This window comes from Xylanibacter brevis ATCC 19188, assembly GCF_000621725.1.
GTDB lineage: Bacteria > Bacteroidota > Bacteroidia > Bacteroidales > Bacteroidaceae > Prevotella > Prevotella brevis.
Genome location: NZ_JHXM01000022.1, coordinates 1 through 25,014, shown reverse-complemented (window position 1 = coordinate 25,014; position 25,014 = coordinate 1). Strand labels below are relative to the sequence as shown.

The following is a 25,014-nucleotide window of genomic DNA, read 5'->3' as shown; positions in this document are numbered from 1 at the left end:
TTTGCTTTTGTCGAGGTGACAGGACTCGAACCTGCGACAGCCTGGTCCCAAACCAGGAACGCTACCAACTGCGCTACACCTCGTTTTTGCGGGTGCAAAGGTACACAATTTTTGTGACCCTTGCAAATTTTTCCGCAATTATTTTATGATTCCTTGCTCAACAAAGATCTTTTTCAGTGCTACAACCGAACGTTCCACCTGTTCTTCGGTATGTGTAGCCATCAGAGCATAGCGTACGAGCGTGTCTTGAGGTGCACATGCAGGAGGAATAACAGGGTTGATGAATACGCCAGCATTAAAGGCAAGTGCTGTCACAAGGAATGTCTTGTCAACATCACGCACGTAGAGTGGGATGATGGGGCTCTCGGTATCGCCAATCTCGAAACCTTCCTCGCGGAAACGCTTCAGGGCGTAGCGAGTCACTTTCCACAACTTCTCAATACGCTCGGGTTCATTCTGGATGATGTGCAGGGCTTCCATTGCGGCAGCTGTAGCAGCAGGTGTGTTAGAGGCTGAGAAGATATAGGTGCGGCAGGTGTGGCGCAACCAGTTGATAGTGTCAGCATCGGCAGTGATGAAACCACCAATAGAGGCGAGCGACTTAGAGAAGGTACCCATGATGAGGTCAACCTCGTCGGTCAGTCCGAAGTGGTCGCAAACGCCACGACCCTGACGTCCGAATACGCCTACGCCGTGTGCCTCGTCAACCATGATTGAGCAGTTGTACTTGTGCTTCAGCTTAACAATCTCTGGCAGTTTGCAGAGGTCGCCCTCCATAGAGAATACACCATCAACAACGATGAGCTTAATAGCTTCCTGAGGTAGCTTCTGGAGTACGCGCTCCAGGTCTTCCATATCATTGTGCTTGTAGTGCAGCTGCTTGGCAAAAGCCAAACGGCGTCCGTCAACGATAGAGGCGTGGTCACGATCGTCACAAATCACAAAGTCGTCTTTGCTCAGAAGGGCAGGGATGACACCCTGGTTTACGCTGAATCCGGTAGAGAAGCACAGACAGTCGTCCTTGCCAATGAACTTGGCAATCTCTTTCTCCAACTGGATATGGATATCAAGTGTACCATTGAGGAAACGACTTCCAGCACAACCTGTACCATATTTCTCCAAAGCTTCCTTAGCTTTGTCTATAATGCGCTGGTCACCTGTAAGACCTGTGTAGGCATTAGAACCAAACATCAGAACTTTGTGGCCTCCCATCTCAACCTCAGTTCCCTGTTTGCCAGTGATGGCACGGAAATAAGGATAGATTCCTTTTGCCATTGCCTCCTGAGGTATGCGATACGATTTGTATCTTTCTTGTAATTGTCCCATATTCTTGTTTATAGGTATTTGCTTTTTACAGGCTGCAAAGTTACACAAAATTCTGTAAAACGTGCTATTTTTTCTCAATAAAAGTGCTTTTTCATGTATTTTATCATCTTTTCTCCTTTTATTCTCTCTTATTTTTGTAATTTTGCAAACATGCAAGATAAGAAACAACAGATAGTTTTCATCGTAAATCCAATTTCCGGTACGCGTTCGAAAGAGGGACTTGAGGAACTGATTGCCTCTGTGATTGATGCTGACAGGTACGACTGGAAGCTGGTGAAGACGGAGCGTGCGGGGCATGCTTCCGAGATAGCCAGTGAGTGTGCCGACAGGGGTGTCGATATATGTGTGGCTGTAGGTGGCGATGGTACAGTGAACGAGGTGGCCAGCGCCCTGACAGAGAAAAGCACTGCGTTGGGCATTATTCCTTGTGGTTCAGGCAACGGACTGGCTCGGCATATGCGTATTCCGATGAATATGAAAGGGGCATTAGAGATTATCAATCAGGGACATATCGAGGCCTTCGACTATGGAAAGGTGGGCGGACATCCGTTCTTTTGTACCTGTGGCATGGGCTTTGATGCTTTCATCTCGTTGAAGTTTGCTGAGGCTGGCAAACGCGGGCTGACAACCTACGTTGAGAATGTGCTGAAAGAGGGCTTGAAATACCAACCAGACGTCTATACCGTGACAGACGAATCTAGCACACATAGCTATGAGGCTTTTTTGATCGCATGTGCCAACGCAGCCCAATATGGCAACAATGCCTATATAGCTCCAGGCGCCTCGATGCAGGATGGACTTCTGGATGTGATTATCATGGAGCCGTTCAGCATGTTGGAGGCACCAGGTATCGCACTTGATATGTTTGCAAAGACGCTTCCAAACAATTCTCGCATCAAGACCTTCCAAGCCCGAAAGATTCATATCCATCGTCAGAAGGAGGGAGCCGTCCACTACGATGGCGACCCCACCATCATGGGAACAGACATCGATGTGGAGATTGTTTCTCGTGGGCTTCGAGCTGTGGTGAACCCAGCGTGCATAGAGGATGCCTCGCATCCTACCAGAATGATGAATGCCATCAGTGCTTTCTTCCATAAAATCATATAATAATTATTAAAAGGTACGCGAACTATATTATTTATATGCAAACAGCTTTGGTTTTTATCATCTTGATTGCTGCTTTGGCGTATGCTTCATGGCGCATCTATCAGGTGTTTCTAGAACGCAATAATCCCTGTTATGGATGCCCTGGATGCGACCTGAAGAACAAAATTGATAGAAAACAAGCCTGCGACAAGAAAAAAGTGGCAGAAAAATTTGGCAATCCAAAAAATATATAGTACCTTTGCACTCGCAAAAAAGCAATGGTGCCTTGGATGAGTGGCTTAGTCAACGGTCTGCAAAACCGTCTACGGCGGTTCGAATCCGCCAGGCACCTCGCAGTAAAACTCCGAAACTCCGATAAACAAAGGGCTTCGGAGTTTTTGTTTTCCCAGCAATCAAAAGAATGTAGCGCAAATGACGCGCCATAAAAAAGCAGGACTAAAAAGATAAGTCCTGCTTTGTTGTTACATCGAAAACGTACTTTTATCTATAATCGATTGATTTCCGCCTGAAGATTGTTCAGGAAGCGACAGGCGTGCAAGCCGTCCATCTGTGCGTGGTGGAACTGAAAACTGATGGGCAGCGTGGTCTTGAACAGACTTCTGCGATACCTTCCCCAAACTGCAAAGGGATTATTCAGCGTACCAGAGTATTGGTTTACAATGACGTCGAGTTCGGTTTGTGGCAATGCCGAAGTGCCTATTACCATGTAGCCATCTAGCGACAGTATTTCGCACTTATCTATAGCAAGTGCAGTGAGACGTTGGTAGTCGGCATCAAACGTCCGAATGTTATCGGAGTAGGGGATGTCACACATGCTGATGCCGCCTTTTTTGTCTATCACTATCACGTTAATAGCTAACTTGTCGTATCGGTACATCTTGCCGTCTTCTGGCAAAAGGTAGAACTCATCTACCGTGCTGGCAGCCTTACCAATGCACCAACACAGCAACGTGTTAAACTTGATGCCCATGCGTTTGCTTGCCTTGCGCAGTTTTCCCACGTTGAAAGTCTTAACGACGGTCACCATTGGCTGCGTTGATGATATCCACCAGTTGAATGCGTTGCGCCTGCTTGTCTCGTTTGGATTTATTTCCGTTTTCATCTGCGTTTTGTTAATTACTCAAAGCATGCAATGAGTATTACATGCTCTCCTTCAGAATCTCCGTGATGTCGCCCTTCGTCAGATTCAGGTAACCTGCGGGATAGACCACGGTAGTCTCGGTGATGCCAGGAATCATTTCGGCAGTGGCACCCAGTTCACTGATGGTCAGCGGCAGACCAATCTCCAGCATCCATGCCTTCAGGGCCTGCAGACCTGCTTCGGCAATCTGCTCGTCGGTCATTCCTTCGCCACTGATATTCCATACGTTCTTGGCGAAACGCACAAACTTAGGCAGTCCGTTCTGCATGGCGCGACGATAGTAGGCCATCGATACAGAAGCCAGTGCATAGCCGTGAGGGGCGTGCGTCCAGGCACCCACGCTGTGACCAATCATGTGTACCATCCAGTCTTCCTTCTTGCCCAGTCCGATGAGGGTGTTCAGTGCCCATGTGGCTGTCCACATGATGTTAGAGCGTGCCTCGTAGTCCTGTGGGTTCTTGACAGCGATGCGGCTGCTCTGTATCAGTGAGCGCATCAGTCCCTCAGAGAGGTAGTCGCTGGTGTTGTCGTCGAAGTCAGAGAAGTATTGCTCCATGATGTGGTTCATGATGTCGTAGATGCCAGCCTTCATCTGGTTCTCGGGCACAGTCATGGTGAACTTAGGATTGAGAATAGAGAACTTAGGCATCAGTCGGCTGTCGAACACGTGGCCCACCTTGAATGTGTGCTCAGCATCAGTAATCACCGTGCCGGCATTCATCTCCGAACCAGTGCCAGCCATCGTAAGGATGCAGCCCACGGGCAGCAGTCGCTGATCCTTAGCAGGGTTCTGCTGCTTCAGCCAGAACTGGTCCCAATAGTCGCCCTCGTAATAGACAGATGCTGCCACTGCTTTCGAATAGTCGCACACGCTGCCACCGCCCAGAGCGATAATCAGGTCCACCTCATTCTCGCGGGCAATAATCACGCCCTCATGCAGTTTCTCCAATGTGGGATTGGTCATCACACCGGGGTTCTCAATGATGGTCTTGCCAGCTTCTTTCAGTATAGCCACCACCTGATCGTAGATACCATTGCGCTTCACGCTACCGCTGCCATAGTTCAGCAGCACCACGGGGCCATATCCTTTCAGTTCGTCCTTGAGGAAGTTCAGGGATTCATCACCAAAATAAAGTTTGGTGGGGTTGTAATAAGAAAAATTTCCAAGCATATTTTAAAATCTTTTTTTTAGTAATTAATTCTATTTCAGTTGTTTGCCATCGGCAAAAGCCTTGCCAACGGTCTCACCCAGTTGGATGTAGGTGTGATGAACGGGGTCGAGGGTGATCAGTCCCATCTTTGCAACATCGGGCTTGCCGTCTTCAGCCAGATACTTCTCGTCGCAGAGGATGTTCACGATTTCTGCAATGAGGTAGCAGCCCGTCTCGCTCTCGTCAATCTTCTGCTTCACGCGGCATTCCAGTGTCATCGGAAACTCTTTGAAAATAGGTGCGTTGATGTTGGGCGCCTTCTCGATGGTCCATCCCGTTCTTTCCATCTTGTCGGGTGTGTTCCTGCCGCTCACGATGCCTACATAGTCGGAGGCTATCATCGTCTCAGCAGTAGCAAAAGTCACGGTGAACTCGGGATTCTTGGCCAGATTATCTGTCGTCTGATGTGAACCAAGCGAGATGATGATTTCCTTCATATCCCATTGGCCGCCCCATGCCGCATTCATGGCATTGGGCTTGCCTTCTTGATCATACGTTCCGATAACCATTACAGGCTGTGGCAGTAGCCAAGCATTTGATTTAAAGCTCTTCATAGTCTTTTTTGTATTATACCATTAATTGTTCATCTTAGAACACTTGTGTTATCGTAGCTTTTGTATTGCAGCTTTGTTTTTATCCTTTTCGCCAACAAATTTAAGTAATTTCTTTCAATAATTGTTTGTTTAGGTTCAAATTTCAACAAAAAAATGGATTTTTGAACAATTCATAACAATAGGCAAAGAAAGATGTCTTGAATTAGCAGCTGATAGTTTTACTTTCTCAGGCTAATAGTTAAGCTTCTCTATTGGGAAACCTTAGCTGTTAAATCGGGTCTAGGGGCTGGAGAATGTCATTCCAGGGGCTGGATCGGTCGGATCCAGGGGCTGTATCAGCTCGTTCTAGGGGCTAGATGCTTCGGCTCCAGGGGCTAGATCCGACCCAAAAGCGTTAGTATTGCAAGTCAATAGTGGCACTTTTACTTTTTAATAGTGCCACTATAAGGGCCTAAAAGTGGCTGAAATGATGCTTGACATGCTTTATGTCATTTCATCAGCATTTTCTCAATCAATGGAACATACCAGGTGCGTACTTCCTCGGCTGTTGGGGTGTGAGCACCTGGGAAATGGAATGAGTGGTTGTAATGCTCCAGAAACATCGGTTCGAAGTGAGCCAGCGTGTCTTGCTCTCCAAATAAGCCCCATACTTTGTCCTTATAATAGGGATTGCAATAGCTGAACTGAACATTTTCCAATTCAGAAAACTCCTGTATCAACGCTTCATCGATGACAAACTGCTGATTGCCGTCCTTGCGTGGTGACTTGTATTCATGCTTTCCGATGCGTTCCTTCAGAAATGCTGTCATCTGGAAATGTGGGTTGCCAAGTAGGGCAGGGATGTCAACGATGGGAGCCAGCATCTGGGCATAGAAAGAGCCGCAGCTATTACCCACCAGCAGGTCGGGATGTTCCCTGTCACAGATGTCTCGGATTTCCTCCAGTGCCATCTGTGGATGTATTGGCAAATCGGGAGTGAGCACCTCTGCACGTCCTTCGAATGCCTCTCTCAGCGCCACAGCAGGCACGCATTGACCGCTGGCAAAGAATCCGTGCAGGAATAATATCTTTTTCATTGACAGTTTATTTCTTTATTCAAACTTTTGCTGTCCGTTTTATGATTGATTTTCTGGTGTTCTCAAGCAATAGGGCAACTTGCCATGTTTGCGATGATGAGCAACACATGCGCAGCATTTTCCGTGCCGAACACATTGCTTGGGACATGGACATTCGAAATAGTTGGTCTCGCCAACTGTTGATGATCTGTGTGGACAATTCATAGTCTTCTAATTATTGTTTTTGCAAAGATACAGATAATACAGCATTCTGCAATAACTTTTTAGGCAGATTTAAGTGTATTTATGTAATAGTTGGCATTAGGCGAAGACGCCACAACAAAATCTTCATCGTGAAGAATGAAGAGATTTACACCTTGATAGGCTCGAAAGATAATTCAAATATTTATGAAAGTAGCTGTATTGTTGAGATTTAATAATATTGTAATACAAATCCTATTTTATCTCGGAAATAATCTGTAACTTTGTGCCTAGAAATACAGAAGAATCATGAAGATACTTGTTGTGGATGATGAGCAGGATATCTGTGAGATACTGCAATATAACCTTGAGAACGAAGGTTTTGAGGTAGTTACTGCCTATTCAGCAGAGGAGGCACTAGAACTGTCTCTACAAGATTTTACGCTTATTCTGCTGGATGTTATGATGGGAGAAATGTCTGGGTTCCAGATGGCACGCAGACTCAAGAACAATCCAGCTACAGCACAGATTCCCATTATCTTCATTACGGCACTCGATAGTGAGGATAATTTGGTAAAAGGACTAAATATCGGTGCAGACGACTATATTGCTAAGCCATTGGGTATGAAGGAAGTGAAGGCCAGGGTTAAAGCTGTACTCAGACGTACTCAATCGCAACAAAATGGTCCGACTGCTGTAGATAATCATATTGCCTACGAAGGAATTATGGTTGATCTGAATGCCAAGAGTGTCGTATGCGACGGAAAGGAATTGGAATTCACCAAACTGGAATTTGAATTATTATCTTTTTTTCTCCAGCATCCCAACACGGTGTTTTCTAGGGAAGACTTATTAAAGTATTGTTGGCCAAATGATGTGCTGGTGGGAGATCGTACGGTGGACGTGAACATCACCAGATTACGTAAAAAGATAGGCCATTATGGTAAACAGATAAAAACACGTGTGGGCTATGGCTACTGCTTCGAAAAGTAAATCCTTTCAGCGTAATCTGCTGCTGAGCATCGGCGGCGTGTTCCTGCTCTTTGCTACATGTTTCAGCGTATATCAGTATAAGCGTGAAAAGGAGTATAAGATTGATATTCTTCATTCACGACTGCAGATGTACAACTATGAGATGGTGCAGACTGTCGGTAAGGATAGTATGAGCTGTAGCCGACGTTTTCGCGATTATGTCGTGCATCATCAGATGGAGGGACTGCGAGTGTCTGTGATAGACAAGGCAGGACGGGTCATCTTTGATAGCTATGATACTGATGTGGAAGCATTGGGAAACCATCTGCAGCGAACAGAGATCCAGCAGGCTTTGCAAGAGGGTAGTGGTTATGATATCAAGCGAATGTCACAGTCAACCCACGAGACCTACTTCTATTCAGCCACTCGTTTTGGCGATGTGATTGTGCGTGCTGCCGTACCATATTCAGCAGAGCTGACTCGTTCGTTGCAGGCAGACAATACCTTTATTTATTATTCAGGCGTTCTCACCCTATTGTTGGGCATTGTTCTCTACTATATCACTCATCGTATCAGCCGACACATTGGTTACCTGCGTGAATTTGCCGTGAAGGCTGAAGAAGGTGAAAAACTTGACCACGAACTGGAACGTCGGCTGCCAGATGATGAATTGGGTGATATCAGTCACACGATCATCATGTTGTATTGGAAACTACGTCATTCTGAAGAAGAGAAAGTGCGTATCAAGCGACAACTTACTCAGAATGCCGCTCATGAGTTGAAGACACCTGCCGCCAGCATACATGGCTACTTGGAGAGCATCTTGGATAATCGCGATATGCCTGAAGATAAGAAGAAACACTTCCTGGAACGCTGTTATGCCCAAAGTGAACGCATGAACAAACTACTGCTAGACATGAGTGCGCTCACCAAACTGGATGAGATAGACGACAACCGCTCTGAGGCACGACAGAATTATCGCCCTGTGGATGTGTTGCAGATCATACAGAGTGTGCTGGATGATACGGCCCTGCAACTTCAGGAAAAGGGCATCGCTCCATCACTCCAACTTCCTCAGCATATAGAAGTGCTGGGCGATCAGAGTCTGATATACAGCATATTCCGCAACCTGATAGACAATGCAATTGCATATGCCACAGGTGCATCGTTCCTGAAGATTACTTGTACTGAGGCGGAAAATGAAGGTCGCCACTTCTACGAATTTAATGTAAGCGACAATGGCCAAGGCGTGGAGGCGCAGCATCGTGAGCACCTGTTTGAGCGTTTCTACCGCGTGGATAAGGGACGCTCGCGCAAATTGGGTGGCACAGGTCTGGGACTTGCCATCGTAAAAAATGCAGTTGCTGCCCATGGTGGACAAGCAACTGCACTTGCTACTCCTGGCGGTGGACTCACCATCAGGTTTACCCTTGCACGTTTCTAATCATTCAGAATGATAACCGACTACGGATTACCCTTGTCCGTTGATAGGACCGTCACCAAAGTCGTTGTTTAGGCCCTTGCCGGCCTGCACGACGTTCATCACGTAGTCACCAAGTTTCTCGCACTCAGAGATGAAATCGACGTAGAACACACCGAGCTGATAATCGTAAAGACCAGCATTCACATCATGCAGATTTTGGTTCTTTAGCTGTGTTCGGTAATTGTTGATCTCGTGTTCGATGTTAAGCGAAACTTTTATACCATTCTTTGTGGTGGGTCGGTCTATGCGTTTAAGCATCTCGTTTAGAGCCGAATCGACCAGTTGCATCATCGTCATCATGTGCTGCATCTGATCGGCAGTAAACTCCTCCTGGCAATGCATACGATGACGATTCAGGGTACGACCGAGGTTATAAACCGAGTCGCCGATAGACTCTAACTCCGAGATTTGGCGGAGCATCTTCTGTATCTGAGCTTTCGAGGCATCCGACAAGCGGCCTTCGCTCACCTTATTCAGATAGCTGGCAATCTCCATCTCCATCGAGTCGGTGATGTTCTCGTATTTCTCGATACGAGCAAAGAGCTTATTAAATTCCATCTCGTCTTTCGTTTCAAGAAGCGTGGGCACGAAACCCGCCATACGCTGGCAGCGCTCAGCAAAACTACGAATCTCCTTCTGAGCCTCCATGATGCTGAGCTCGGCTGTAGAAAGTAGACCGCCACTGATGAAGCGCAAGCGATAGTCTTCGTCCTGAGCCTTCATAGGCAGCACACGGCACACAAACATCTCTATCTGCTTTACAAAACCAATGAGCAACAGCGTGTTGATGATGTTGAAGGCGGTGTGAAAGGCTGATAGCTTAAAGAGATCGTTGCCACCACCCATACAGTTTTCTACTACCCAACTAACGGCATCACAAGCGGGATAGAACACAATGAGGAACGCTACCACACCAAACACGTTGAAGAACATGTGGGCTAGGGCGGCACGACGAGCTTGTGTGTTGGCTGTCAGTGAAGCCATAAACGCCGTGATAGTGGTACCTATATTCTGTCCCATAGCCAGCGCAGCTGCTTGTTCGAAGCCAAAACCAGGGATGTTCATGCCGAAGAGCATCAGGGTGATAGCCATTGTGGCAGCTGAAGCCTGCACAATCATCGTTACCAGTGCACCAACGATGACAAAGAGGATAATCGTGAAGAACGAGTCTTGTGGTACGTGGGCCAGCATACCTGCCACCATATCGCCAATGTTCATCGCTGTGGCAGCCTCTTGCAGAAAAGAGAGTCCCATGAAGAGGAACGAGAAGCCAAAGATAAACTCACCGATGCTTTTGCGGTTACCCTTGCCACTGAATATCAATGGCATACCGATAGCCAACAAGGGGATAGCAAAGGCAGCGATGTTCACCTTAAAGCCAACAGCTGATATAATCCATGCTGTAACTGTTGTTCCGATGTTTGCACCCATGATGACGCCAATAGACTGCGCAAGCGTCATCAACCCTGCATTCACAAAACTTACAACCATCACGGTTGTGGCACTCGATGACTGGATGAGTGCCGTAATAAGAATACCTGTTAGAACACCCATCACACGATTCTTTGTCATCGCAGCCAAAATACTGCGCAGGCGATCGCCTGCAAACTTCTCCAGACCCTCCGACATTGTCTTCATTCCGAAGAGGAACAATGCTAGCGAGCCCACAAGCGAGAAAATGTTGATAATCAATTCCATTTTTTTATAATTTTGCTGCAAAGATATTACAATCTTATTACGCTGTTGTTACGTCCATATTACAATTCTGTTACAAACGGTATTCTGCAAACGCTATTGAAAAGGTTAAAATAGGGCAGGGGAATGAATGCCCCTTGAAGATTGAGATACACATGAGGGCAGAGGTAGGCTTCTTCCAAGTCGAAGAAGTCCTGATTCCCAAGATACAGTCAAGTCCTGCCAAGAGCCTGTTGGAGTTGTATGCAGGAGTTGAGGGAGAAGAAATGAAGCGGTATATGTAATGTTATAATGCAGTTTCACGGTTATTGCAATCTCATGACATTGTGAGGTTGCAATAATTCTTTATTACCCTTGCAACACGTCTGTAACATCCTATCTGTACTTTTGCAGCGTCATTTGGAAAGGCAAACCAAAACTTCCTTATGATGAGTAATGAAAAAAAAGAAAAAATGTACATTGTTTGTATTATTCTGCCTATGTGTAGTGAAGGTGGGTGCACAAGAGCTTACTTTAGAGGAGCGTCTCACTCAGATTGAACAAGAACTACAACGGCAAACGGAGAAACAAAAATTCATGCCACAGATACATGGCATACTCCGAGGTAAGTATGAATATGAGTATGAGCTGGATCTTAACGCCAGTCGTTTTGAGGTGCGCAATGCTCGATTATCGGTTGATGGCAATATGCCGTTAAAAAGCAGTTACAAACTCGAGGTGGATCTTTGTGATGAATCTGCCATCAAGATGAAGGATGCGTGGGTACGTGTGAATCCAATCAGCACCTTTCGCATCACACTTGGTCAGCAACGAATGCCTTTCTCCATCGATGCTCATCGAAATCCGTCGGCACAATTCTTTGCGAATCGCTCATTCATTGCCAAACAGGTAGGAGATATGCGTGATGTGGGAGCTGCTGTTGGCTACGATATTATAAGTATGGAAAATCGCAAGATACTCTCAGTTGATGCTGGTATTTACAATGGTTCCAACCTTGACAATCAGAAAACAGCTTGGTTTACATCTCCCGCATACTCTGCTCGTATTCAATATTTTCCAGTCAGAGGCTTGGCACTCATTCCAAGTGTTCAGCACCAGCTCATTGCTAGTCGCAATGCATCCTATACGTCTATTGACTTTGGTGCATACTACGAATACTTAGGCTTCCATTTGGAAGCAGAATATCTACATAAGTTCTATGCTAAAGATGCCTTTGACGATTGTAACGCCATAGATGCGATGGCTATTTACAAGATACCAGTTAAGAAAGGTTATCTGGGTGGTGTTAGCTATCTTCTCCGTTACGATTACATGGACAATCATAGTGATGGAAAGAAGGGATTTGATGAGGGTACCACTCGACTTTTGCAATCTGATGCTCAGCGTCATCGACTCACAGCAGGAGTCACCTTTCATGTAGCCAATAAGTACTTTCCCACCGACATCCGTCTCAACTACGAGAATTATTGGTATCCTAATGGAGGTACCCCCAAGGAGAGCGAGCAGGACAAACTCGTAGCCGAACTGATGATTAGATTTTAATGAACACTATAAGAAAAAAATATGAGCATATTTAATCTGTTTACAAAGTGCAAAGATTCTGCCCTTCCCGGCCAGGGACAATGCATTATTATTGATGCTGACGAGATGGAAGAGTCTCGTTCCATCTCCTTTTATGAAGAAGACGAGGATTGTGACGATGACGATGATGATGACGACGATTAAGAAATTGAAAATAAAATGGAAAACAAAATTAAAAGTATAATAATAGCAACTCTCCTCCTCATTATGCCTTCCATCAGTTTTGCCGGTATAGTGAAAGGCAAAATTATAGAGCAAGGAACCAACGAACCACTTACTGGGGCAACTATCGTAGCGAATGACGGACAAGGAACTTCCGCTGACATTGATGGAAACTACTCGTTGAAATTAAAGAATGGTACCTATACGTTGACTGTGCGATTCATTGGTTTCAAGACCATGATAAAAGAAAATGTTAAGGTGACAGGAGATGAATTGATAATAGATTTCGTGCTTGAGCCAGACAATACCACGCTTGGCGAGGTAACGGTCAGCTCAACACTGCGCCACAACACCGATGCATCCACCACTCGCGAGCAGAAAGAGGCACACGTCACAATGACGGGCGTGAGCGAGCAGCACATCAAACGGACACAGGACAAGGATGCAGGTGAGGTGATACGACGCATACCTGGCGTGAGCATCATCGATGAGAAGTTCGTAATGGTGCGAGGGCTCTCACAACGATATAATAATGTGTGGCTGAATGGTGCCGCTGTACCTTCGAGCGAAGCCGACCAACGCGCATTCTCGTTCGATATTATCCCATCATCACAACTTGACAATATGATGGTGGTTAAGTCGTCTGCACCTGAATATCCGGCTGACTTCTCGGGAGGCTTCATTCTGGTCAATACGAAAGATGTACCGAGCGAGAACAAGACGGAAATCTCGTTAGGGACATCGTGGAATACTTCATCTCATTTCCGTACATTCCTCTCTGCCAAGGAAAACGACTGGCATACACAATCATCTTCTCCAGTCGGGGACATCAGTGCTTCGGCAAGCACAGCACAACGATGGCGTACAGACAAAGGACAGACATGGGCACTCGTGACCAGCGTCAATTTCACACAGCAATACCGCACACTATACGACATGGAAAACAATCTCTTTGGTGCTTACGATGTGACACACAATCGCTCCAACTACCTGCGCCAAATGATTGACCAGCAGTTCAACCTTAACCGCCGACTTGGTGCCTTGCTCAACCTTACCTACCTCTCCGCCTCAGGGCGCAACCGATTCGAATTGAAACAGATTCTCAATCACTTGGGTAAGGATCGTTACACGGATCGTGATGGCTTTGATGCGCAGGGCGACCATGTGCGTCAGGCAGAGTATTACCGCCAGCGAAGACTCACCTATAATGTTCAGTTGGACGGCAAACATACACCATCAGAAGCAGACAAACTTGATTGGAGTCTTGGCTATGCGTACGCCAATCGCCATCTGCCCAACCGTAGGCGATACAGCATGATGGAAGAAGAAGGCCGTTTCATGATAGACAACCTGAACGACTTTAATCGGGAAACGTCCCAACTGGATGAGCACATTTTTTCGGCGGCTGCCAACTGGAAGCACGAGTTTGCTTTCGGTTCGTTCACACCCTCCCTCTTTGCCGGTGCCTATGCCGAGCATCGTCGCAGAACTTATGAGACGCGTCAATGGACGTTGCAGTATGAGGGTGGCCAGTTGCCCAGGTCACTTAATGGTTGGGATACAGAGACAGGTCTGCCAATGATCTTGACCATGGACAATGGTGCGACAGGTTCGCCGACCAATACGAATGGCATCAGTTGGCACGAGCTCATCGACTGGAGCAACAACTATTCTGCCCGAAGCACACAGGGCTGCGGCTATGTGAGCGCAAAACTCCCCATCCGACGATTTGACATATATGGTGGTGTTAGATTTGAGTATGTACGTACAGAACTCATCTCCAACACCCGTCGTCAGGAGCCTTCGCCTCTTTCTACGTTCTATGACTACAACGACCTCTTCGCATCGCTCAATCTTGCCTACCACCTTACAGACAAGCAGCAGGTGCGTCTGGCATACGGTCGCACGACCAACCGCCCTGAGTTTCGCGAACTCTCTTCCAGTGTCTATTACGACTTCGATCTTGCCAGCAACGTGCAAGGCAATCACAATCTATTACCCACTTATATTGATAACTTCGACCTTGGCTGGGAATGGTATCCTCATGCGGGTGAGGTGGTAAGCCTCTCACTCTTCTATAAGCACTTCCGCAACCCTATCGAGTGGACGTATACTGTGGCAGGTGGCACCGACCTCGTATATTCCTATCTCAACGCAGAGGGAGCCAACAACTATGGCGTCGAACTCGACATTCGTAAACAGCTGGACTTCATGCGTCTGCCTTTCCTCTCTTTATCACTTAATGCCTCATGGATCAAGAGCAACGTAACTTTTCCTGAGGGAAGCAAAGAAGAATCGCGCCCGATGCAAGGACAGTCACCTTATTTGGTCAATGTTGGTCTTTTCTTCAACAGCAACCAAATCCCCGGCAAAGCAAAAGGAACGCAGGGATGGACGGCTTCCATACTCTACAATGTGATTGGAAAGCGCCTGATAGGCGTAGGGCGTAGTGTGGGAACTGGTACCACCGAGGTACGCGTCCCCGACAGTTACGAGATGCCTCGCCACCAGCTCGACTTCAACATTGCCAAGCGCCTCGGTCATTTCGATCTTCGTCTCTCCATTCGTGATCTTCTGGCACAAAAGGTTCAGCTCAAGCAGTTTGAAAAGACCCCACAAGGAGAAGTCGAACAGATTACACGATCCTATAGCCCTGGAAGGAATATACAATTTTCTGCAAGTTTCCAGTTCTAAAAATCTTGCAGTATTACAATCTGGTTACGTAACAAAATCGTAGCATGGTTATAACAAGGTAGAAACATCATGTGAATATCTTTGCAACGCAATTCGGAAAGGTCGAGTTGCATGACGTAATAACAAACAATATTAACAATGAAGAAAAAAGTTTTTCTTTCGGTGGCAATGATGGCCACTACGCTGATGATGACCATGGTGTCATGCAGCCAAGACGATGACGTGAACAATGGTAGTGAGACACAAACTGCCTATGTATGGGGCATGGATGGTAGTATCAAGACATGCGACCACCTCACTTTCACAGCAGACGGCAAGGATGACGCTAATGGAACCATTATCGGTAATGGTGATAAGGAATTTGTCTTTACAGGAAAGCAGACGCTGAAGAAAGGTGTCTATCTGATGAAGGGATGGATATACGTGGCAGATGGTGCCGAACTAACCATCGAACCAGGCACCGTGATCAAGGGTGAGAAGGCTTCTGCCGCTTCGCTTATTGTGGAGCCAGGTGGCAAACTCTACGCCAAGGGCACAGAGTCAGCTCCTATTGTCTTTACTTCAGCAGAGGCAAAGGGCAACCGTAAGCCTGGCGATTGGGGAGGATTAATCATCTGCGGACGCGGTACAAATAATAAAGGTGTGCTCGGTCAGCAGATAGAGGGTGGTCCTCGCACGAAACACGGTGGCAATGATGCCAATGACAACAGCGGTGTACTCTCATATGTTCGTGTAGAATTTGCAGGTTATCCTTTCCAGAAGGATAAGGAAATCAACGCTTTGACATTGGGCAGCGTAGGTGCTGGCACACAGATTGACCACGTGCAGGTAAGCTACACCAACGATGATTCTTTCGAGTGGTTTGGTGGTAATGTGAACTGCCGCTATCTCGTTGCCTACAATGGTTGGGATGATGAGTTTGATACGGACAACGGTTACAATGGTAAGGTACAGTATGCGCTCTCCATCCGCAACCCTCGCATTGCCGACACCTCGCAGTCAAATGGTTTTGAGAGCGATAACGATGCCGACGGTTCACTCACCGAGCCTTTTACTTCTGCCGTTTTCTCAAACGTGACCTTCATTGGTCCAATGGGACGTGATGGTTTTGAAAATACACCCGATTATATCAACGGTGGTAACGTCTTCCCACAGAATGGTTCCGCCCTCGGCAAGTTCCAAAGTGCCATGCAGATTCGTCGCAGCAGCCGACTGGCATGCTTCAACTCCGTGGCAGTCGGCTATCCTGTTGGCTTGATTGTGGATGCAGAAAAGGGTAACACACAGGATGTGGCAAAGGCTGGCAACCTGAAGCTACAGAACATCTTCTTTGCCGGCATGGGCGTGACGGGTAGTGATGCTAACAAACGCTACGAGGACAATCTCTACGATGCTGTGCAGAAGAGTGTGATTGACGCCAATCAAGAGTCTTACAGCAGCACCTTCTTCAAGTCGCAGACGGGCAACAAGGTATTCCAGAGCATCTCCGACTTGATGCTCACCTCGGGCATCTATTCTGGTGTACAGTACCTTCCACAGAGCGGTTCGCCATTGCTAGGAGCTGCCAGCTTCACCGACGTTTTGCTCTCTTCATGGTTCGAGAAAGTCAGCTACATCGGCGCCTTCGGAAATAATGACAACTGGCTCCGTGGCTGGACAGAGTTTGACCCACAGAATGCTGAGTACTAATCTGTTCAGAATATAATATCATTTAGTTACGCGTGTATGGTCTTTCCTTTATGGAAATGGCCATACACTTTTATCCATTTTTATATGCTTATGCAAAACAAATCACAAAAGGAAATCATACTTGAAGAAAAAATTCAGAAACTGGTTGCTGACATCGTGGAGCATTCGGACATTGACGACAATCTACCTGTCCGCATGATGAAGCAGCTGTTGGAGAATGAAGAAATAAAGGCAATCCAGGATTATGCGAACACGGTGTCTATCACTCGCCTAGGATTGAACGACCATGGCCCTGTTCATATGCGTACCGTATGTCATAACGCACTGAAGATGCTTAGCATATTGCATGACGCAGGGGTGGAGACGAGCCTACAAAAGGAACACTCTGGCAGCTTTGCTGACAGTGTTGTTGCCGTAATGATTGCCGCGTTCCTACATGATGCCGGTATGACTATCGGCCGGAAAGACCACGAACTTTACTCTGGTATTATCTCCTATCAGATTATAACAGATGTCCTGCAGAAGAATCTTCCCGAGGATACGATGCGCAGAACCATCATCCGCTCAATGGCCATGGAAGGCATACTAGGTCACATGGCTACGCACCCCATTCATTCCATTGAAGCAGGATTGATACTCATTGCGGACGGATGTGACATGACCAAGGGGCGTGCCAGAATTGCTCTTGAAATCCCAACCAAACCCACCGAAGGCGACATCCACAAATACTCAGCCAACTCCATCGAAAAGGTTCACATAACACAAGGAACAGAGCATCCTATAAAGATAGAAGTCCTCATGAAGTCAGAGGTAGGACTTTTTCAGGTAGAAGGTGTGCTCATGCCTAAGATACAGTCAAGTCCATCCAAGCACCTGGTGGAACTCTATGCCTGTGTAGAAGGGCAAGAAACAAAAAGGTATCTGTAGTTATTACAATCTTATTACGCTATTGTTACGCCCGCGTTACAATCCTATTATAACCGGTGCTGTAACCTATCCGTTATACGAATGAAATGTTTTTGTAATATGCTCAGTTTACCTTTGCAATGTCAATCACTAACGGTTGGCAAAATCATTTATGGATAAAGAAAAAGCAATAAGAATTCAGAGAATCTTTAATTGGGTGAGATTTGTCATCCTAGTGTTGTTTCTCACATTTATTTTCATCGGATTATCATAACGACCTTTTAATTAAAGATGAATACATTATTTCTCGGAATAGTTATATTCCTGATTGTACTTGCAGTGTTCGACCTAGTGGTTGGCGTAAGCAATGACGCAGTAAACTTTATGAACTCTGCTATCGGAGCCAAGGTGGCAAGATACAGAACAGTGGTTACAATAGCTGCTGTTGGCGTGTTCGTTGGAGCTTCCCTGAGTAATGGTATGATGGACGTGGCCCGACATGGCATCATGACGCCACAGTATTTCTCGTTCTACGACGTGATGTGTGTATTCCTGGCAGTCATGGTGACCGATGTGGTACTGCTCGACGTGTTCAATACGCTCGGTATGCCTACATCCACCACTGTCTCGATGGTATTCGAACTGCTGGGCGGAGCCTTTGCCATCGCCCTGTTACAGATCCTCCATGGGGCAACGGCAGCTGACGGTACATTACTCTCATTAGGCGATCTGCTGAATACGGAGAAAGCCATCTCTGTCATACTTGGCATTTTCCTCAGTGTTGCCATCGCGTTTGTCCTCGGCACGCTGGTACAGTGGGTGGCACGCATCGTTTTCACTTTCACCTATCGCGTGAACGGGAGAACGACAGATCAGTCGGGCAAGATGGGAAGTTTGGTTGCATCATCGTTAAAGATTGGTATCTTTGGTGGATTATCTGCGACGGTCATTGTATGGTTCCTGCTTGTCAACGGATTGAAGGGAAGTACTCTGATGACCCCAGAGGTGAAAGAGATTATCAGTCAGAACACATGGTTGATTATTGGCGGTGGCATGGCAGTATTCTCTGTGTTGATGACGCTGCTGAGTGCCATGAAACTGCCCGTACTGAAGTGCGTTGTACTGTTGGGCACCTTCGCTCTGGCGATGGCATTTGCTGGCAACGACCTGGTGAACTTCGTGGGTGTCCCACTGACAGGACTTGAGGCCTATCAGGACTACATGGCTAATGGCAACGGCGAAGCGCAGAGCTTTATGATGCGCTCGTTGATGGAGAGTGCTCATACCCCCACACACTATCTCTTCGCGGCAGGTGTGGTGATGGTGCTCGCACTGATATTCTCGAAGAAGGCGCAGAATGTGGTGAAGACCTCGGTTGACCTCTCGCGACAGGACGAGGGCGACGAGATGTTCGGTTCGAGTGGCGTAGCACGGACCTTGGTTCGCACGTCGAGAAGCATGGCCAACGGCCTGACGGCGTTAGTGCCGAGTGGGGTGGGGCGATGGATTGACTCACGCTTTAATGCCGATGCTGCTGTGCTTAAACAGGGAGCCGCCTTCGATGAGATTCGTGCAACGGTCAATCTGGTGCTTGCAGGTGCTTTGGTGGCACTGGGCACATCGCTTAAACTGCCGCTATCCACTACCTATGTCACCTTTATGGTGGCTATGGGTGCTTCACTGGCAGACCGAGCATGGAGTCGTGAAAGCGCTGTGTTCCGTATCACAGGCATGCTATCGGTCATAGGTGGTTGGTTCATCACGGCAGGTGTGGCGTTCATGTTGTGCTTCCTCGTCTGCATAGCCATATTCTTTGGATCGTTTGTGGCAATGGCCGTTGCCATCGCGCTGGCCATCTTCTTGCTTATTCGAAGCCATCTGCGCTATGAAAAAAGCAACAAGACCAGTGAGGCCGACGAATTGTTTGATCGGATTGTTCGTAGTAGTGATAAAGCTGAATGTTGGATACTGCTTCGACAACATGTGACACTAAGCATTACGAACCAACTACAGTTGATCGCAGAGACTTACAAATCGTTGACCGATGCTTTCTTTTATGAGGATTACCGCACGCTAAAGCGTAACACAGTGATAATCGAAAACCAACGCAAAGATATAAAACGCCAGCGACGCAAACAGATTATGGCCCAACGACGTATAGACCCCATGTTGAGTATTGAGAAGGGCACATGGTACTTCCTAACCATCAACTCGCTAGCACAAATGGTATATGGTTTGAAACGTATGGGTGAGCCATGTTTAGAGCATGTGGGTAATAACTTTCGTCCAGTGCCAAGCAAATATATCCAAGAGTTCATACAGATGCGCAATGAGATATTGCAACTCATCAACCGAGCCAGCCATGTCGAAACAATGGCGTTGATACGTGATGATGCTGATAAACTGCAATCACAGCTCTCCAATTATCGACGAGCTATCATTCACGACATTCAAGCCAGGCATCTCAATATTGAAAGCATGACAGTATTTCTGAATTTGGTCCAAGAGTCACAACAGCTTCTCAGTGCTTTGCGCCACACAGTGAGGGGGGCAAGCAAGTTTGATGAGTAATGCACGTTGGCTGTCGATGTGTACAAGCTAAGCTTTCACGCCAATGATTGTCGCATTCGATGGCTTCATACGGTGAATCTCAGTCTGGATAAAGCCCGCATCGTCGAGCAGTGTCTTCAGTTCCTCCGGCGAATAGGCTGTCATGCCCTCTACGACATTCGTCCACATAGAGTCGCCATCAATTACTTCTATAAGAATGGCGAACTTTCCTCCCTGCTTCAGTACGCGACGTACCTCCTGAAGACAGGCAGGGAGGTTGGGCCAAAAATATACCGTCTCTACTGCAGTTACGAGGTCGAACTTACCATCTTCGTAAGGCAAATTCTCTGCAGACCCCTGAGTGATGAACACCCGTTTGTTGAGCACTTCGGCATTCACCTTCTTGGCCTTCGCTACGCTTTCCTCAGAGATGTCGATACCATAGACCTTTGAACCCTCGCTCCGCTTCATCAGTCGTTGCAAGGTAGCCCCTCCGCCACAGCCGATATCAAGCATCGTCCAGCCGTCCTGAATATTGACCAGTTTCAGTCCCCAGTTCGTAAGCGGTGCATGACATAGATTCATAAACTTCAGCATCGCACGTCCCATTCGCCCTTGCGGACATGCACAATTGGTGAAAAATGTTTTTAATAGCCCCATTGTTTTATCCTCCACATTCTAAATCTTAATCTTACTAAGAATTATGGGTGGTTATAGCATTAGAAAATGGGGTGCAATACCTAAAACTCGGTGTTTTAAGCATCGCAAACCTGTAACGCTCAGCAAATCAGATTAACAAGAATGTGGTATTATGTAAGTATAAGTAGCTGATAATTAGTGCATATTCCCCCAACATTTTGCCCCTTCTGAATAGCATATATATATTATATCCGGAAGATAAAAGGTTTAGTTTAGGTTATAAATATTTAATATTGGAATAAACTAAACCAAACCGAGTCTTGCCCAAATAAACCTTGCTTTAGTCTCTCTTTTTTGGATGGCAATTCAAATATTGCTTTTTTTAATAGTGTTATAGTCTCTGTTATGTTCAGATAAAAGGTCGTCCTTATTTTTTTATTTGTGGTTTTTCGAAAAAAACTAGATTAAATGTGTTAAAAAAGGTTGTAATGTTACAACCATTTAAGTATGTTTTGTACATTTGCAGCATGATAGCTGCGAGAATGCTCCCGCTCCAAAATACTGAATGCTATGCGAACACAACCTACGCTTACATTAGCTGATATGAAAGAAGTAACAGGCATCAGCATCGCCGCTATTCAAAAACTCCTTGACCAGTTGATTCAGAAGAAACATGTAGAACGTGGGGAAAAAGAAGGCAGTTGGAGGGTGTTTGTGACATAATAGGTAATGTAAGATGCTGAGTATACTAACGATATGCAATCCCTCTTGAATCCCGGCATTTAATTAATCAAACGTTATTAAAAAATGTATAATAATATGCAAAAGAAAACTTTTGTTACTATTCTGTTCTCTCTGCTTTCAATTTTTGCGTCTGGACAAATTAAATCGGAAGTATCTGAGACTGTAGAGCTGATGGGAATCCTTTCGCGTACTGCGGGGTTTCAGGAATTCAGCAAAGACCTTGCCGGCCAGTATTCTAAAGATACTGAAGCATGGTTTGCACAATACCGTGAGCATCCGACTGTCGCTTACTATAAGGAGCTACGTGACAAAAATGGCATTGCCTACGAACGGGTGACGAATATGGCGGTTCATCTGAAAATAGAAAAAGGTAAAGTAAAGCTTGTCGGCAATCGTGCCGAACTCACTGGTGGCTGGCAGAATGTTGACCTTGACGACTTCGTGAAGCGTCTTAACAAATTCTATGTAGATTCACGCTTTCATGAGTTCTTTGAGCAACACCAGAATTTCTATAGTGACTTCTTGAAACAATACGATACCAATGTCATGCCATATATTTATACTGATTGGTATGGTAAATTCTACAATGGAACTGGGTCAGACGAACGCTTCCGCCTCATCATTGGTTTCACCCATGGATCGACCAACAATAGTGCTTCCCGACAACTGCCTGGTCAGCCACATGAGGTTTTCGCTGTCTGTGGCTACAATCTGAATCCCAAAACTGGTCGTCTGCTGTTCGACACCAGCCTTCCGCTTCATGAGTTCAATCACTCCTTTGTCAATCCGCTTTTGGAAAATAATGAAAAAGTTATGCAAGAAGTGGGAAAAAAACTATTCCAATCCTCACAATCAGTTATGGAGAAGCAGCACTATGATGACTGGCACATCGTCATCAACGAAAGTCTTGTTAGAGCTGCTGTCATTGTCTATTTCTACGAGAATGGCTTCAATCAGTTTGCCATGAATATGCTAAACATAGAAACGATACAAAATGGCTTCCCCTGGGTGCTTGATGTTGTTTCTGCTCTACGCTATTATGCTACCCATCGTGAACAGTATTCTACGCTTAACGATTTCTATCCAGAGATTGCTAGATTCCTTAACAAATACAATATGAAATAATTAGCAAAAAAATAGGTTTAGTTTACTCCGCTTTATATATAGGGAGATTTAAACTAAACCTACTTTCCCACGCACCAACTGAAATCAACGAAAATATCGGCGTTCTACGGCTTTAATCAGTACACGGCCAATCTTCGAAAGTATTTCGAAAGTAAGTGAAAGTGCAAATACTTGATAATAAGCACTTTTACGATTTGGCTTGTACCGCGCCTTTTTGCTCGACTTGAGAAATGCTCGTCTGAATGTATTATCCCACTGGATATCAACGAGTTTCTCTTTGTTCGCTACATATTTCAATTATGTTGCAAAGTTACACATTTTTCACGAAAAACGTGCAGAATGCGCTATCTTTTTTATAATTCATCCCAACGAATGGAATATGATTCTAACAACTTTGTGGGTATTTGCAGTTCGGTAGCGGTTTTGCGCCAGTCTTTGATGGCTACTCGAACCTCTTCGATAATATCTTTTGCCTCCTGTTGTTCAAGCATGTAGTTCTCACTTGCGGAAAGTAGAGCGTTAATGTCTGACTGTTCTGTGTATTCATCGATGAGCAGGCATTGATAATCCCTTGTTCCAGGGTTGATGTCGTATGCAGGAGAGAGTGTCCAACCTTTCGGGGTAAGCAGGAAACCGTGGTTACGGAAGTGGTCATCGGTATTGCCGAACATGACGTTGAATGCCACTCGGCGATAGAGCTCACGGAGATTCTGACGCACATCGGTACACCCACGAAGGATGAAATCAACGATGTCCAGATAGCCGTTTCCTGTGCTGCTGCCAGCACCGTCATCAAAACCAAGCAACGACATAGCAGAAGCAAAATGAATGCGACGGCCTTCTGCTGTTCTATCGAAGCGTTCAGAAAGAAGCAGGTCACGATCTTTTGAAATCTTGATGGTGCGCGTCTTTGCCACGTTGATGCCAGCCTTGGCCGCAAGCTGATGCGAGAAGTGCTCAATAAGTTCAGTATTCTCCAAATCCTTTTTTGATGGGAACTTGGCTACATATAGTTTGCCGTCCGTATCAACCACGTTGGCCTTAGGACGAGCACCACCAAGCGAAGTGCCTGGATCAATCAATTGGTCGAGCCAACGCTGTTCCGGCAATTCATTGCGTTCCTCTGCCAACTCAATCTCATGGCATGCATCGCACTGGGCGCGAAGACTCTCGATAGGTGGAACAAGGAATTTCGCACTCGCATTTATATAGCCATCGCTATCTTCCTCTTTGTATCGTATGCCTCCCATACGGGTGAAGTCTTCAATCCCTATGAGATAGTCGTAATTAGTGAGCATACGTTTCGGCCTGCCTTCCTGTTGGGCAGTCAGTCGCTCTCTGAGGTCAAGCAGTAAACGTCCCCAGCGATCGGGAAAGAAATCCTTGACAAAGTCGAACACATTATCATTACCACGAGGATGCTGCAACGAAGGAACATTCATCAGGTCACCACTCAGCAGGAGGCCACCATGCTGTTTCAGCCACTGGCGCGAATACTCAAAGACAAAATGGTCCTTGCCGCGAACGTGTTCGTAGCCTAATATTCCAATCTCTTCGGGAGAGGTTAGGAAGTCAAAATCTGCGTAAACTGTAATCCTTTTCATCGTCTGAGTAATTCTGCATCCTGAAGTTGTCTGCCAAGAGCATCGTCAGCAGCCAACAGGGTGATATCCTTTTCCAGATTAAGCGCAAAAAGAACACGCGCATAGATACCCATGGAAACCGTTGGGTCGCCATGTTCCACCTTTGAGACAGTCAGCCGTGTCACTGTTGCCCTGTCTGCAATGTCTTGCATAGACAAATGCCTGCGCTTGCGGGCCAACATGATTTGCTCTCCCATAATCTTCAGGTTCTGGTGTCTTAGCCTGAAATACGTTGACTCCTGCCAAACCTTTTAAAGTTAAAAAGAGTTATGAGAAAAGGTCAACGTTTTGCACGCGCTTTCAAGCGTGCCGTAGCAGTGGAATATCTGCAAAGTGGTGAGGAACGTAAGGTGATAGCCATGAAATATGGTCTTCCTAACGTCCAAACTGTCAGTAATTGGGTAAGTTTATACCTAACTCCGCACGAAATTGAAACAAAATGTGTAAATTTGCCGCGGGTTAATGTTAATGCAGTAGAGATGGCAAAGGTAGAAACTCCTCAGCCTCAGGTTCCCTTGGAGAGCCAGCAGGCC

At 46.3% G+C, this 25,014-nt stretch carries 23 protein-coding genes and 2 tRNA genes; 15 read left to right on the top strand and 10 right to left on the bottom strand.

Annotation, left to right across the window (positions count from 1 at the left end; translation table 11 throughout):
- Nucleotides 1-10: 10 nt before the first annotated feature.
- Both T433_RS0111505 and spt read right to left on the bottom strand, forming a co-directional pair.
- Nucleotides 11-83: transfer RNA gene (locus tag T433_RS0111505), tRNA-Pro, on the bottom strand.
- Nucleotides 84-138: 55 nt separating this feature from the next.
- On the bottom strand, nucleotides 139-1,326 hold the full coding sequence (gene spt / locus T433_RS0111500) for a serine palmitoyltransferase (RefSeq protein ID WP_027455897.1): 1,188 nt from the start codon (nucleotides 1,324-1,326) through the stop codon (nucleotides 139-141).
- A gap of 150 nt (nucleotides 1,327-1,476) precedes the next feature.
- Between spt and T433_RS15320 the strand changes: the two genes are divergently transcribed.
- The 3 genes from T433_RS15320 to T433_RS0111485 all read left to right on the top strand — a co-directional run bounded on the left by T433_RS15320 (nucleotide 1,477) and on the right by T433_RS0111485 (nucleotide 2,767).
- Entirely contained in the window at nucleotides 1,477-2,436 is a 960-nt protein-coding gene (locus tag T433_RS15320) for a diacylglycerol/lipid kinase family protein (RefSeq protein WP_081778480.1), read from the top strand.
- Between the two features lie 35 nt (nucleotides 2,437-2,471).
- Nucleotides 2,472-2,669, top strand: a complete 198-nt coding sequence (locus T433_RS16290; RefSeq protein WP_044109832.1) for a hypothetical protein — start codon at nucleotides 2,472-2,474, stop codon at nucleotides 2,667-2,669.
- A gap of 26 nt (nucleotides 2,670-2,695) precedes the next feature.
- Nucleotides 2,696-2,767: transfer RNA gene (locus T433_RS0111485), tRNA-Cys, on the top strand.
- Nucleotides 2,768-2,920: 153 nt separating this feature from the next.
- Here T433_RS0111485 and T433_RS0111480 read toward each other — a convergent pair.
- From T433_RS0111480 to T433_RS0111465, 4 genes are all read right to left on the bottom strand, one after another.
- Nucleotides 2,921-3,538, bottom strand: coding sequence for a CatA-like O-acetyltransferase, family 2 (locus T433_RS0111480; protein WP_027455896.1), 618 nt, complete (start codon nucleotides 3,536-3,538; stop codon nucleotides 2,921-2,923).
- Nucleotides 3,539-3,575: 37 nt separating this feature from the next.
- The gene (locus T433_RS0111475) at nucleotides 3,576-4,748 is read right to left on the bottom strand and encodes an iron-containing alcohol dehydrogenase (protein WP_027455895.1); all 1,173 of its coding nucleotides are present in this window, start codon (nucleotides 4,746-4,748) and stop codon (nucleotides 3,576-3,578) included.
- 30 nt (nucleotides 4,749-4,778) lie between these two features.
- Nucleotides 4,779-5,342, bottom strand: a complete 564-nt coding sequence (locus T433_RS0111470; protein ID WP_027455894.1) for a flavin reductase family protein — start codon at nucleotides 5,340-5,342, stop codon at nucleotides 4,779-4,781.
- Between the two features lie 488 nt (nucleotides 5,343-5,830).
- Entirely contained in the window at nucleotides 5,831-6,418 is a 588-nt protein-coding gene (locus T433_RS0111465; RefSeq protein ID WP_027455893.1) for a YqiA/YcfP family alpha/beta fold hydrolase, read from the bottom strand.
- Nucleotides 6,419-6,907: 489 nt separating this feature from the next.
- On the opposite strand from T433_RS0111465, the gene phoB reads away from it, so the two are divergent.
- Both phoB and T433_RS15310 read left to right on the top strand, forming a co-directional pair.
- The gene (gene phoB, locus T433_RS0111460) at nucleotides 6,908-7,591 is read left to right on the top strand and encodes a two-component system response regulator PhoB (RefSeq protein ID WP_027450422.1); all 684 of its coding nucleotides are present in this window, start codon (nucleotides 6,908-6,910) and stop codon (nucleotides 7,589-7,591) included.
- Nucleotides 7,569-9,014: a sensor histidine kinase gene (locus tag T433_RS15310; RefSeq protein ID WP_052342147.1), complete on the top strand. Its 1,446-nt coding sequence runs from the start codon at nucleotides 7,569-7,571 to the stop codon at nucleotides 9,012-9,014. The genes phoB and T433_RS15310 overlap by 23 nt, the downstream gene beginning before the upstream one ends.
- Before the next feature lie 27 nt (nucleotides 9,015-9,041).
- Here T433_RS15310 and T433_RS15305 read toward each other — a convergent pair whose 3' ends face one another.
- On the bottom strand, nucleotides 9,042-10,751 hold the full coding sequence (locus T433_RS15305) for a Na/Pi cotransporter family protein (protein ID WP_044109829.1): 1,710 nt from the start codon (nucleotides 10,749-10,751) through the stop codon (nucleotides 9,042-9,044).
- 152 nt (nucleotides 10,752-10,903) lie between these two features.
- On the opposite strand from T433_RS15305, the gene T433_RS16940 reads away from it, so the two are divergent.
- From T433_RS16940 to T433_RS0111410, 7 genes are all read left to right on the top strand, one after another.
- Nucleotides 10,904-11,032 carry a hypothetical protein gene (locus tag T433_RS16940; protein WP_282706171.1) on the top strand — a complete coding sequence of 43 codons (129 nt, stop codon included), beginning with the start codon at nucleotides 10,904-10,906 and terminating at the stop codon, nucleotides 11,030-11,032.
- Between the two features lie 292 nt (nucleotides 11,033-11,324).
- Nucleotides 11,325-12,290 carry a porin gene (locus T433_RS15300; protein ID WP_162164200.1) on the top strand — a complete coding sequence of 322 codons (966 nt, stop codon included), beginning with the start codon at nucleotides 11,325-11,327 and terminating at the stop codon, nucleotides 12,288-12,290.
- 21 nt (nucleotides 12,291-12,311) lie between these two features.
- Entirely contained in the window at nucleotides 12,312-12,473 is a 162-nt protein-coding gene (locus T433_RS16550) for a hypothetical protein (protein WP_155808492.1), read from the top strand.
- A gap of 63 nt (nucleotides 12,474-12,536) precedes the next feature.
- Nucleotides 12,537-15,185 (top strand): TonB-dependent receptor, encoded by a 2,649-nt coding sequence (locus tag T433_RS0111430; protein WP_248616523.1) that lies wholly within the window; start codon nucleotides 12,537-12,539, stop codon nucleotides 15,183-15,185.
- Between the two features lie 138 nt (nucleotides 15,186-15,323).
- Nucleotides 15,324-16,874 (top strand): hypothetical protein, encoded by a 1,551-nt coding sequence (locus tag T433_RS0111425; RefSeq protein ID WP_044109827.1) that lies wholly within the window; start codon nucleotides 15,324-15,326, stop codon nucleotides 16,872-16,874.
- 90 nt (nucleotides 16,875-16,964) lie between these two features.
- A complete protein-coding gene (locus T433_RS0111420) occupies nucleotides 16,965-17,801 on the top strand; it encodes a phosphohydrolase (protein WP_052357109.1) in 837 nt (278 codons plus the stop codon).
- 270 nt (nucleotides 17,802-18,071) lie between these two features.
- Nucleotides 18,072-20,351, top strand: a complete 2,280-nt coding sequence (locus T433_RS0111410; RefSeq protein ID WP_027455888.1) for an inorganic phosphate transporter — start codon at nucleotides 18,072-18,074, stop codon at nucleotides 20,349-20,351.
- Nucleotides 20,352-20,378: 27 nt separating this feature from the next.
- On the opposite strand, the gene T433_RS0111405 is transcribed toward T433_RS0111410, so the two are convergent.
- On the bottom strand, nucleotides 20,379-20,990 hold the full coding sequence (locus T433_RS0111405; protein ID WP_027455887.1) for a class I SAM-dependent methyltransferase: 612 nt from the start codon (nucleotides 20,988-20,990) through the stop codon (nucleotides 20,379-20,381).
- A 549-nt stretch (nucleotides 20,991-21,539) separates the two neighbouring features.
- Between T433_RS0111405 and T433_RS16285 the strand changes: the two genes are divergently transcribed.
- Nucleotides 21,540-21,692 carry a MarR family transcriptional regulator gene (locus T433_RS16285; protein ID WP_248616522.1) on the top strand — a complete coding sequence of 51 codons (153 nt, stop codon included), beginning with the start codon at nucleotides 21,540-21,542 and terminating at the stop codon, nucleotides 21,690-21,692.
- 96 nt (nucleotides 21,693-21,788) lie between these two features.
- Complete coding sequence (locus T433_RS0111395) at nucleotides 21,789-22,838, top strand: DUF4932 domain-containing protein (protein WP_027455886.1); 1,050 nt, start codon at nucleotides 21,789-21,791, stop codon at nucleotides 22,836-22,838.
- Between the two features lie 353 nt (nucleotides 22,839-23,191).
- On the opposite strand, the gene T433_RS0111385 is transcribed toward T433_RS0111395, so the two are convergent.
- Both T433_RS0111385 and T433_RS15295 read right to left on the bottom strand, forming a co-directional pair.
- On the bottom strand, nucleotides 23,192-24,442 hold the full coding sequence (locus tag T433_RS0111385) for a type II toxin-antitoxin system HipA family toxin (RefSeq protein WP_027455884.1): 1,251 nt from the start codon (nucleotides 24,440-24,442) through the stop codon (nucleotides 23,192-23,194).
- Nucleotides 24,439-24,678 carry a helix-turn-helix domain-containing protein gene (locus T433_RS15295; protein WP_044109824.1) on the bottom strand — a complete coding sequence of 80 codons (240 nt, stop codon included), beginning with the start codon at nucleotides 24,676-24,678 and terminating at the stop codon, nucleotides 24,439-24,441. Before T433_RS15295 ends, T433_RS0111385 begins: the two co-directional genes overlap by 4 nt.
- A 72-nt stretch (nucleotides 24,679-24,750) precedes the next feature.
- Between T433_RS15295 and T433_RS15290 the strand changes: the two genes are divergently transcribed.
- Nucleotides 24,751-25,014 (top strand): helix-turn-helix domain-containing protein (locus T433_RS15290; RefSeq protein WP_044109821.1); only part of this gene is annotated, 264 nt, incomplete at its 3' end.

Excerpts from the sequence above, each read along its gene's own strand:
- T433_RS15295 (WP_044109824.1), bottom strand. The coding sequence starts at position 24,678 with ATGGGAGAGCAAATCATGTTGGCCCGCAAGCGCAGGCATTTGTCTATG.
- spt (WP_027455897.1), bottom strand. The coding sequence starts at position 1,326 with ATGGGACAATTACAAGAAAGATACAAATCGTATCGCATACCTCAGGAG.
- T433_RS0111410 (WP_027455888.1), top strand. The coding sequence starts at position 18,072 with ATGAATACATTATTTCTCGGAATAGTTATATTCCTGATTGTACTTGCA.
- T433_RS15310 (WP_052342147.1), top strand. The coding sequence starts at position 7,569 with ATGGCTACTGCTTCGAAAAGTAAATCCTTTCAGCGTAATCTGCTGCTG.
- T433_RS16940 (WP_282706171.1), top strand. The coding sequence starts at position 10,904 with ATGAGGGCAGAGGTAGGCTTCTTCCAAGTCGAAGAAGTCCTGATTCCC.
- T433_RS0111420 (WP_052357109.1), top strand. The coding sequence starts at position 16,965 with ATGCAAAACAAATCACAAAAGGAAATCATACTTGAAGAAAAAATTCAG.
- T433_RS0111475 (WP_027455895.1), bottom strand. The coding sequence starts at position 4,748 with ATGCTTGGAAATTTTTCTTATTACAACCCCACCAAACTTTATTTTGGT.
- T433_RS16550 (WP_155808492.1), top strand. The coding sequence starts at position 12,312 with ATGAGCATATTTAATCTGTTTACAAAGTGCAAAGATTCTGCCCTTCCC.
- T433_RS0111480 (WP_027455896.1), bottom strand. The coding sequence starts at position 3,538 with ATGAAAACGGAAATAAATCCAAACGAGACAAGCAGGCGCAACGCATTC.
- T433_RS0111385 (WP_027455884.1), bottom strand. The coding sequence starts at position 24,442 with ATGAAAAGGATTACAGTTTACGCAGATTTTGACTTCCTAACCTCTCCC.
- T433_RS0111405 (WP_027455887.1), bottom strand. The coding sequence starts at position 20,990 with ATGGGGCTATTAAAAACATTTTTCACCAATTGTGCATGTCCGCAAGGG.
- T433_RS15305 (WP_044109829.1), bottom strand. The coding sequence starts at position 10,751 with ATGGAATTGATTATCAACATTTTCTCGCTTGTGGGCTCGCTAGCATTG.
- T433_RS0111425 (WP_044109827.1), top strand. The coding sequence starts at position 15,324 with ATGAAGAAAAAAGTTTTTCTTTCGGTGGCAATGATGGCCACTACGCTG.
- T433_RS0111470 (WP_027455894.1), bottom strand. The coding sequence starts at position 5,342 with ATGAAGAGCTTTAAATCAAATGCTTGGCTACTGCCACAGCCTGTAATG.
- T433_RS0111395 (WP_027455886.1), top strand. The coding sequence starts at position 21,789 with ATGCAAAAGAAAACTTTTGTTACTATTCTGTTCTCTCTGCTTTCAATT.
- T433_RS16290 (WP_044109832.1), top strand. The coding sequence starts at position 2,472 with ATGCAAACAGCTTTGGTTTTTATCATCTTGATTGCTGCTTTGGCGTAT.
- phoB (WP_027450422.1), top strand. The coding sequence starts at position 6,908 with ATGAAGATACTTGTTGTGGATGATGAGCAGGATATCTGTGAGATACTG.
- T433_RS0111465 (WP_027455893.1), bottom strand. The coding sequence starts at position 6,418 with ATGAAAAAGATATTATTCCTGCACGGATTCTTTGCCAGCGGTCAATGC.
- T433_RS0111430 (WP_248616523.1), top strand. The coding sequence starts at position 12,537 with ATGCCTTCCATCAGTTTTGCCGGTATAGTGAAAGGCAAAATTATAGAG.
- T433_RS15320 (WP_081778480.1), top strand. The coding sequence starts at position 1,477 with ATGCAAGATAAGAAACAACAGATAGTTTTCATCGTAAATCCAATTTCC.
- T433_RS15300 (WP_162164200.1), top strand. The coding sequence starts at position 11,325 with ATGCCACAGATACATGGCATACTCCGAGGTAAGTATGAATATGAGTAT.
- T433_RS16285 (WP_248616522.1), top strand. The coding sequence starts at position 21,540 with ATGCGAACACAACCTACGCTTACATTAGCTGATATGAAAGAAGTAACA.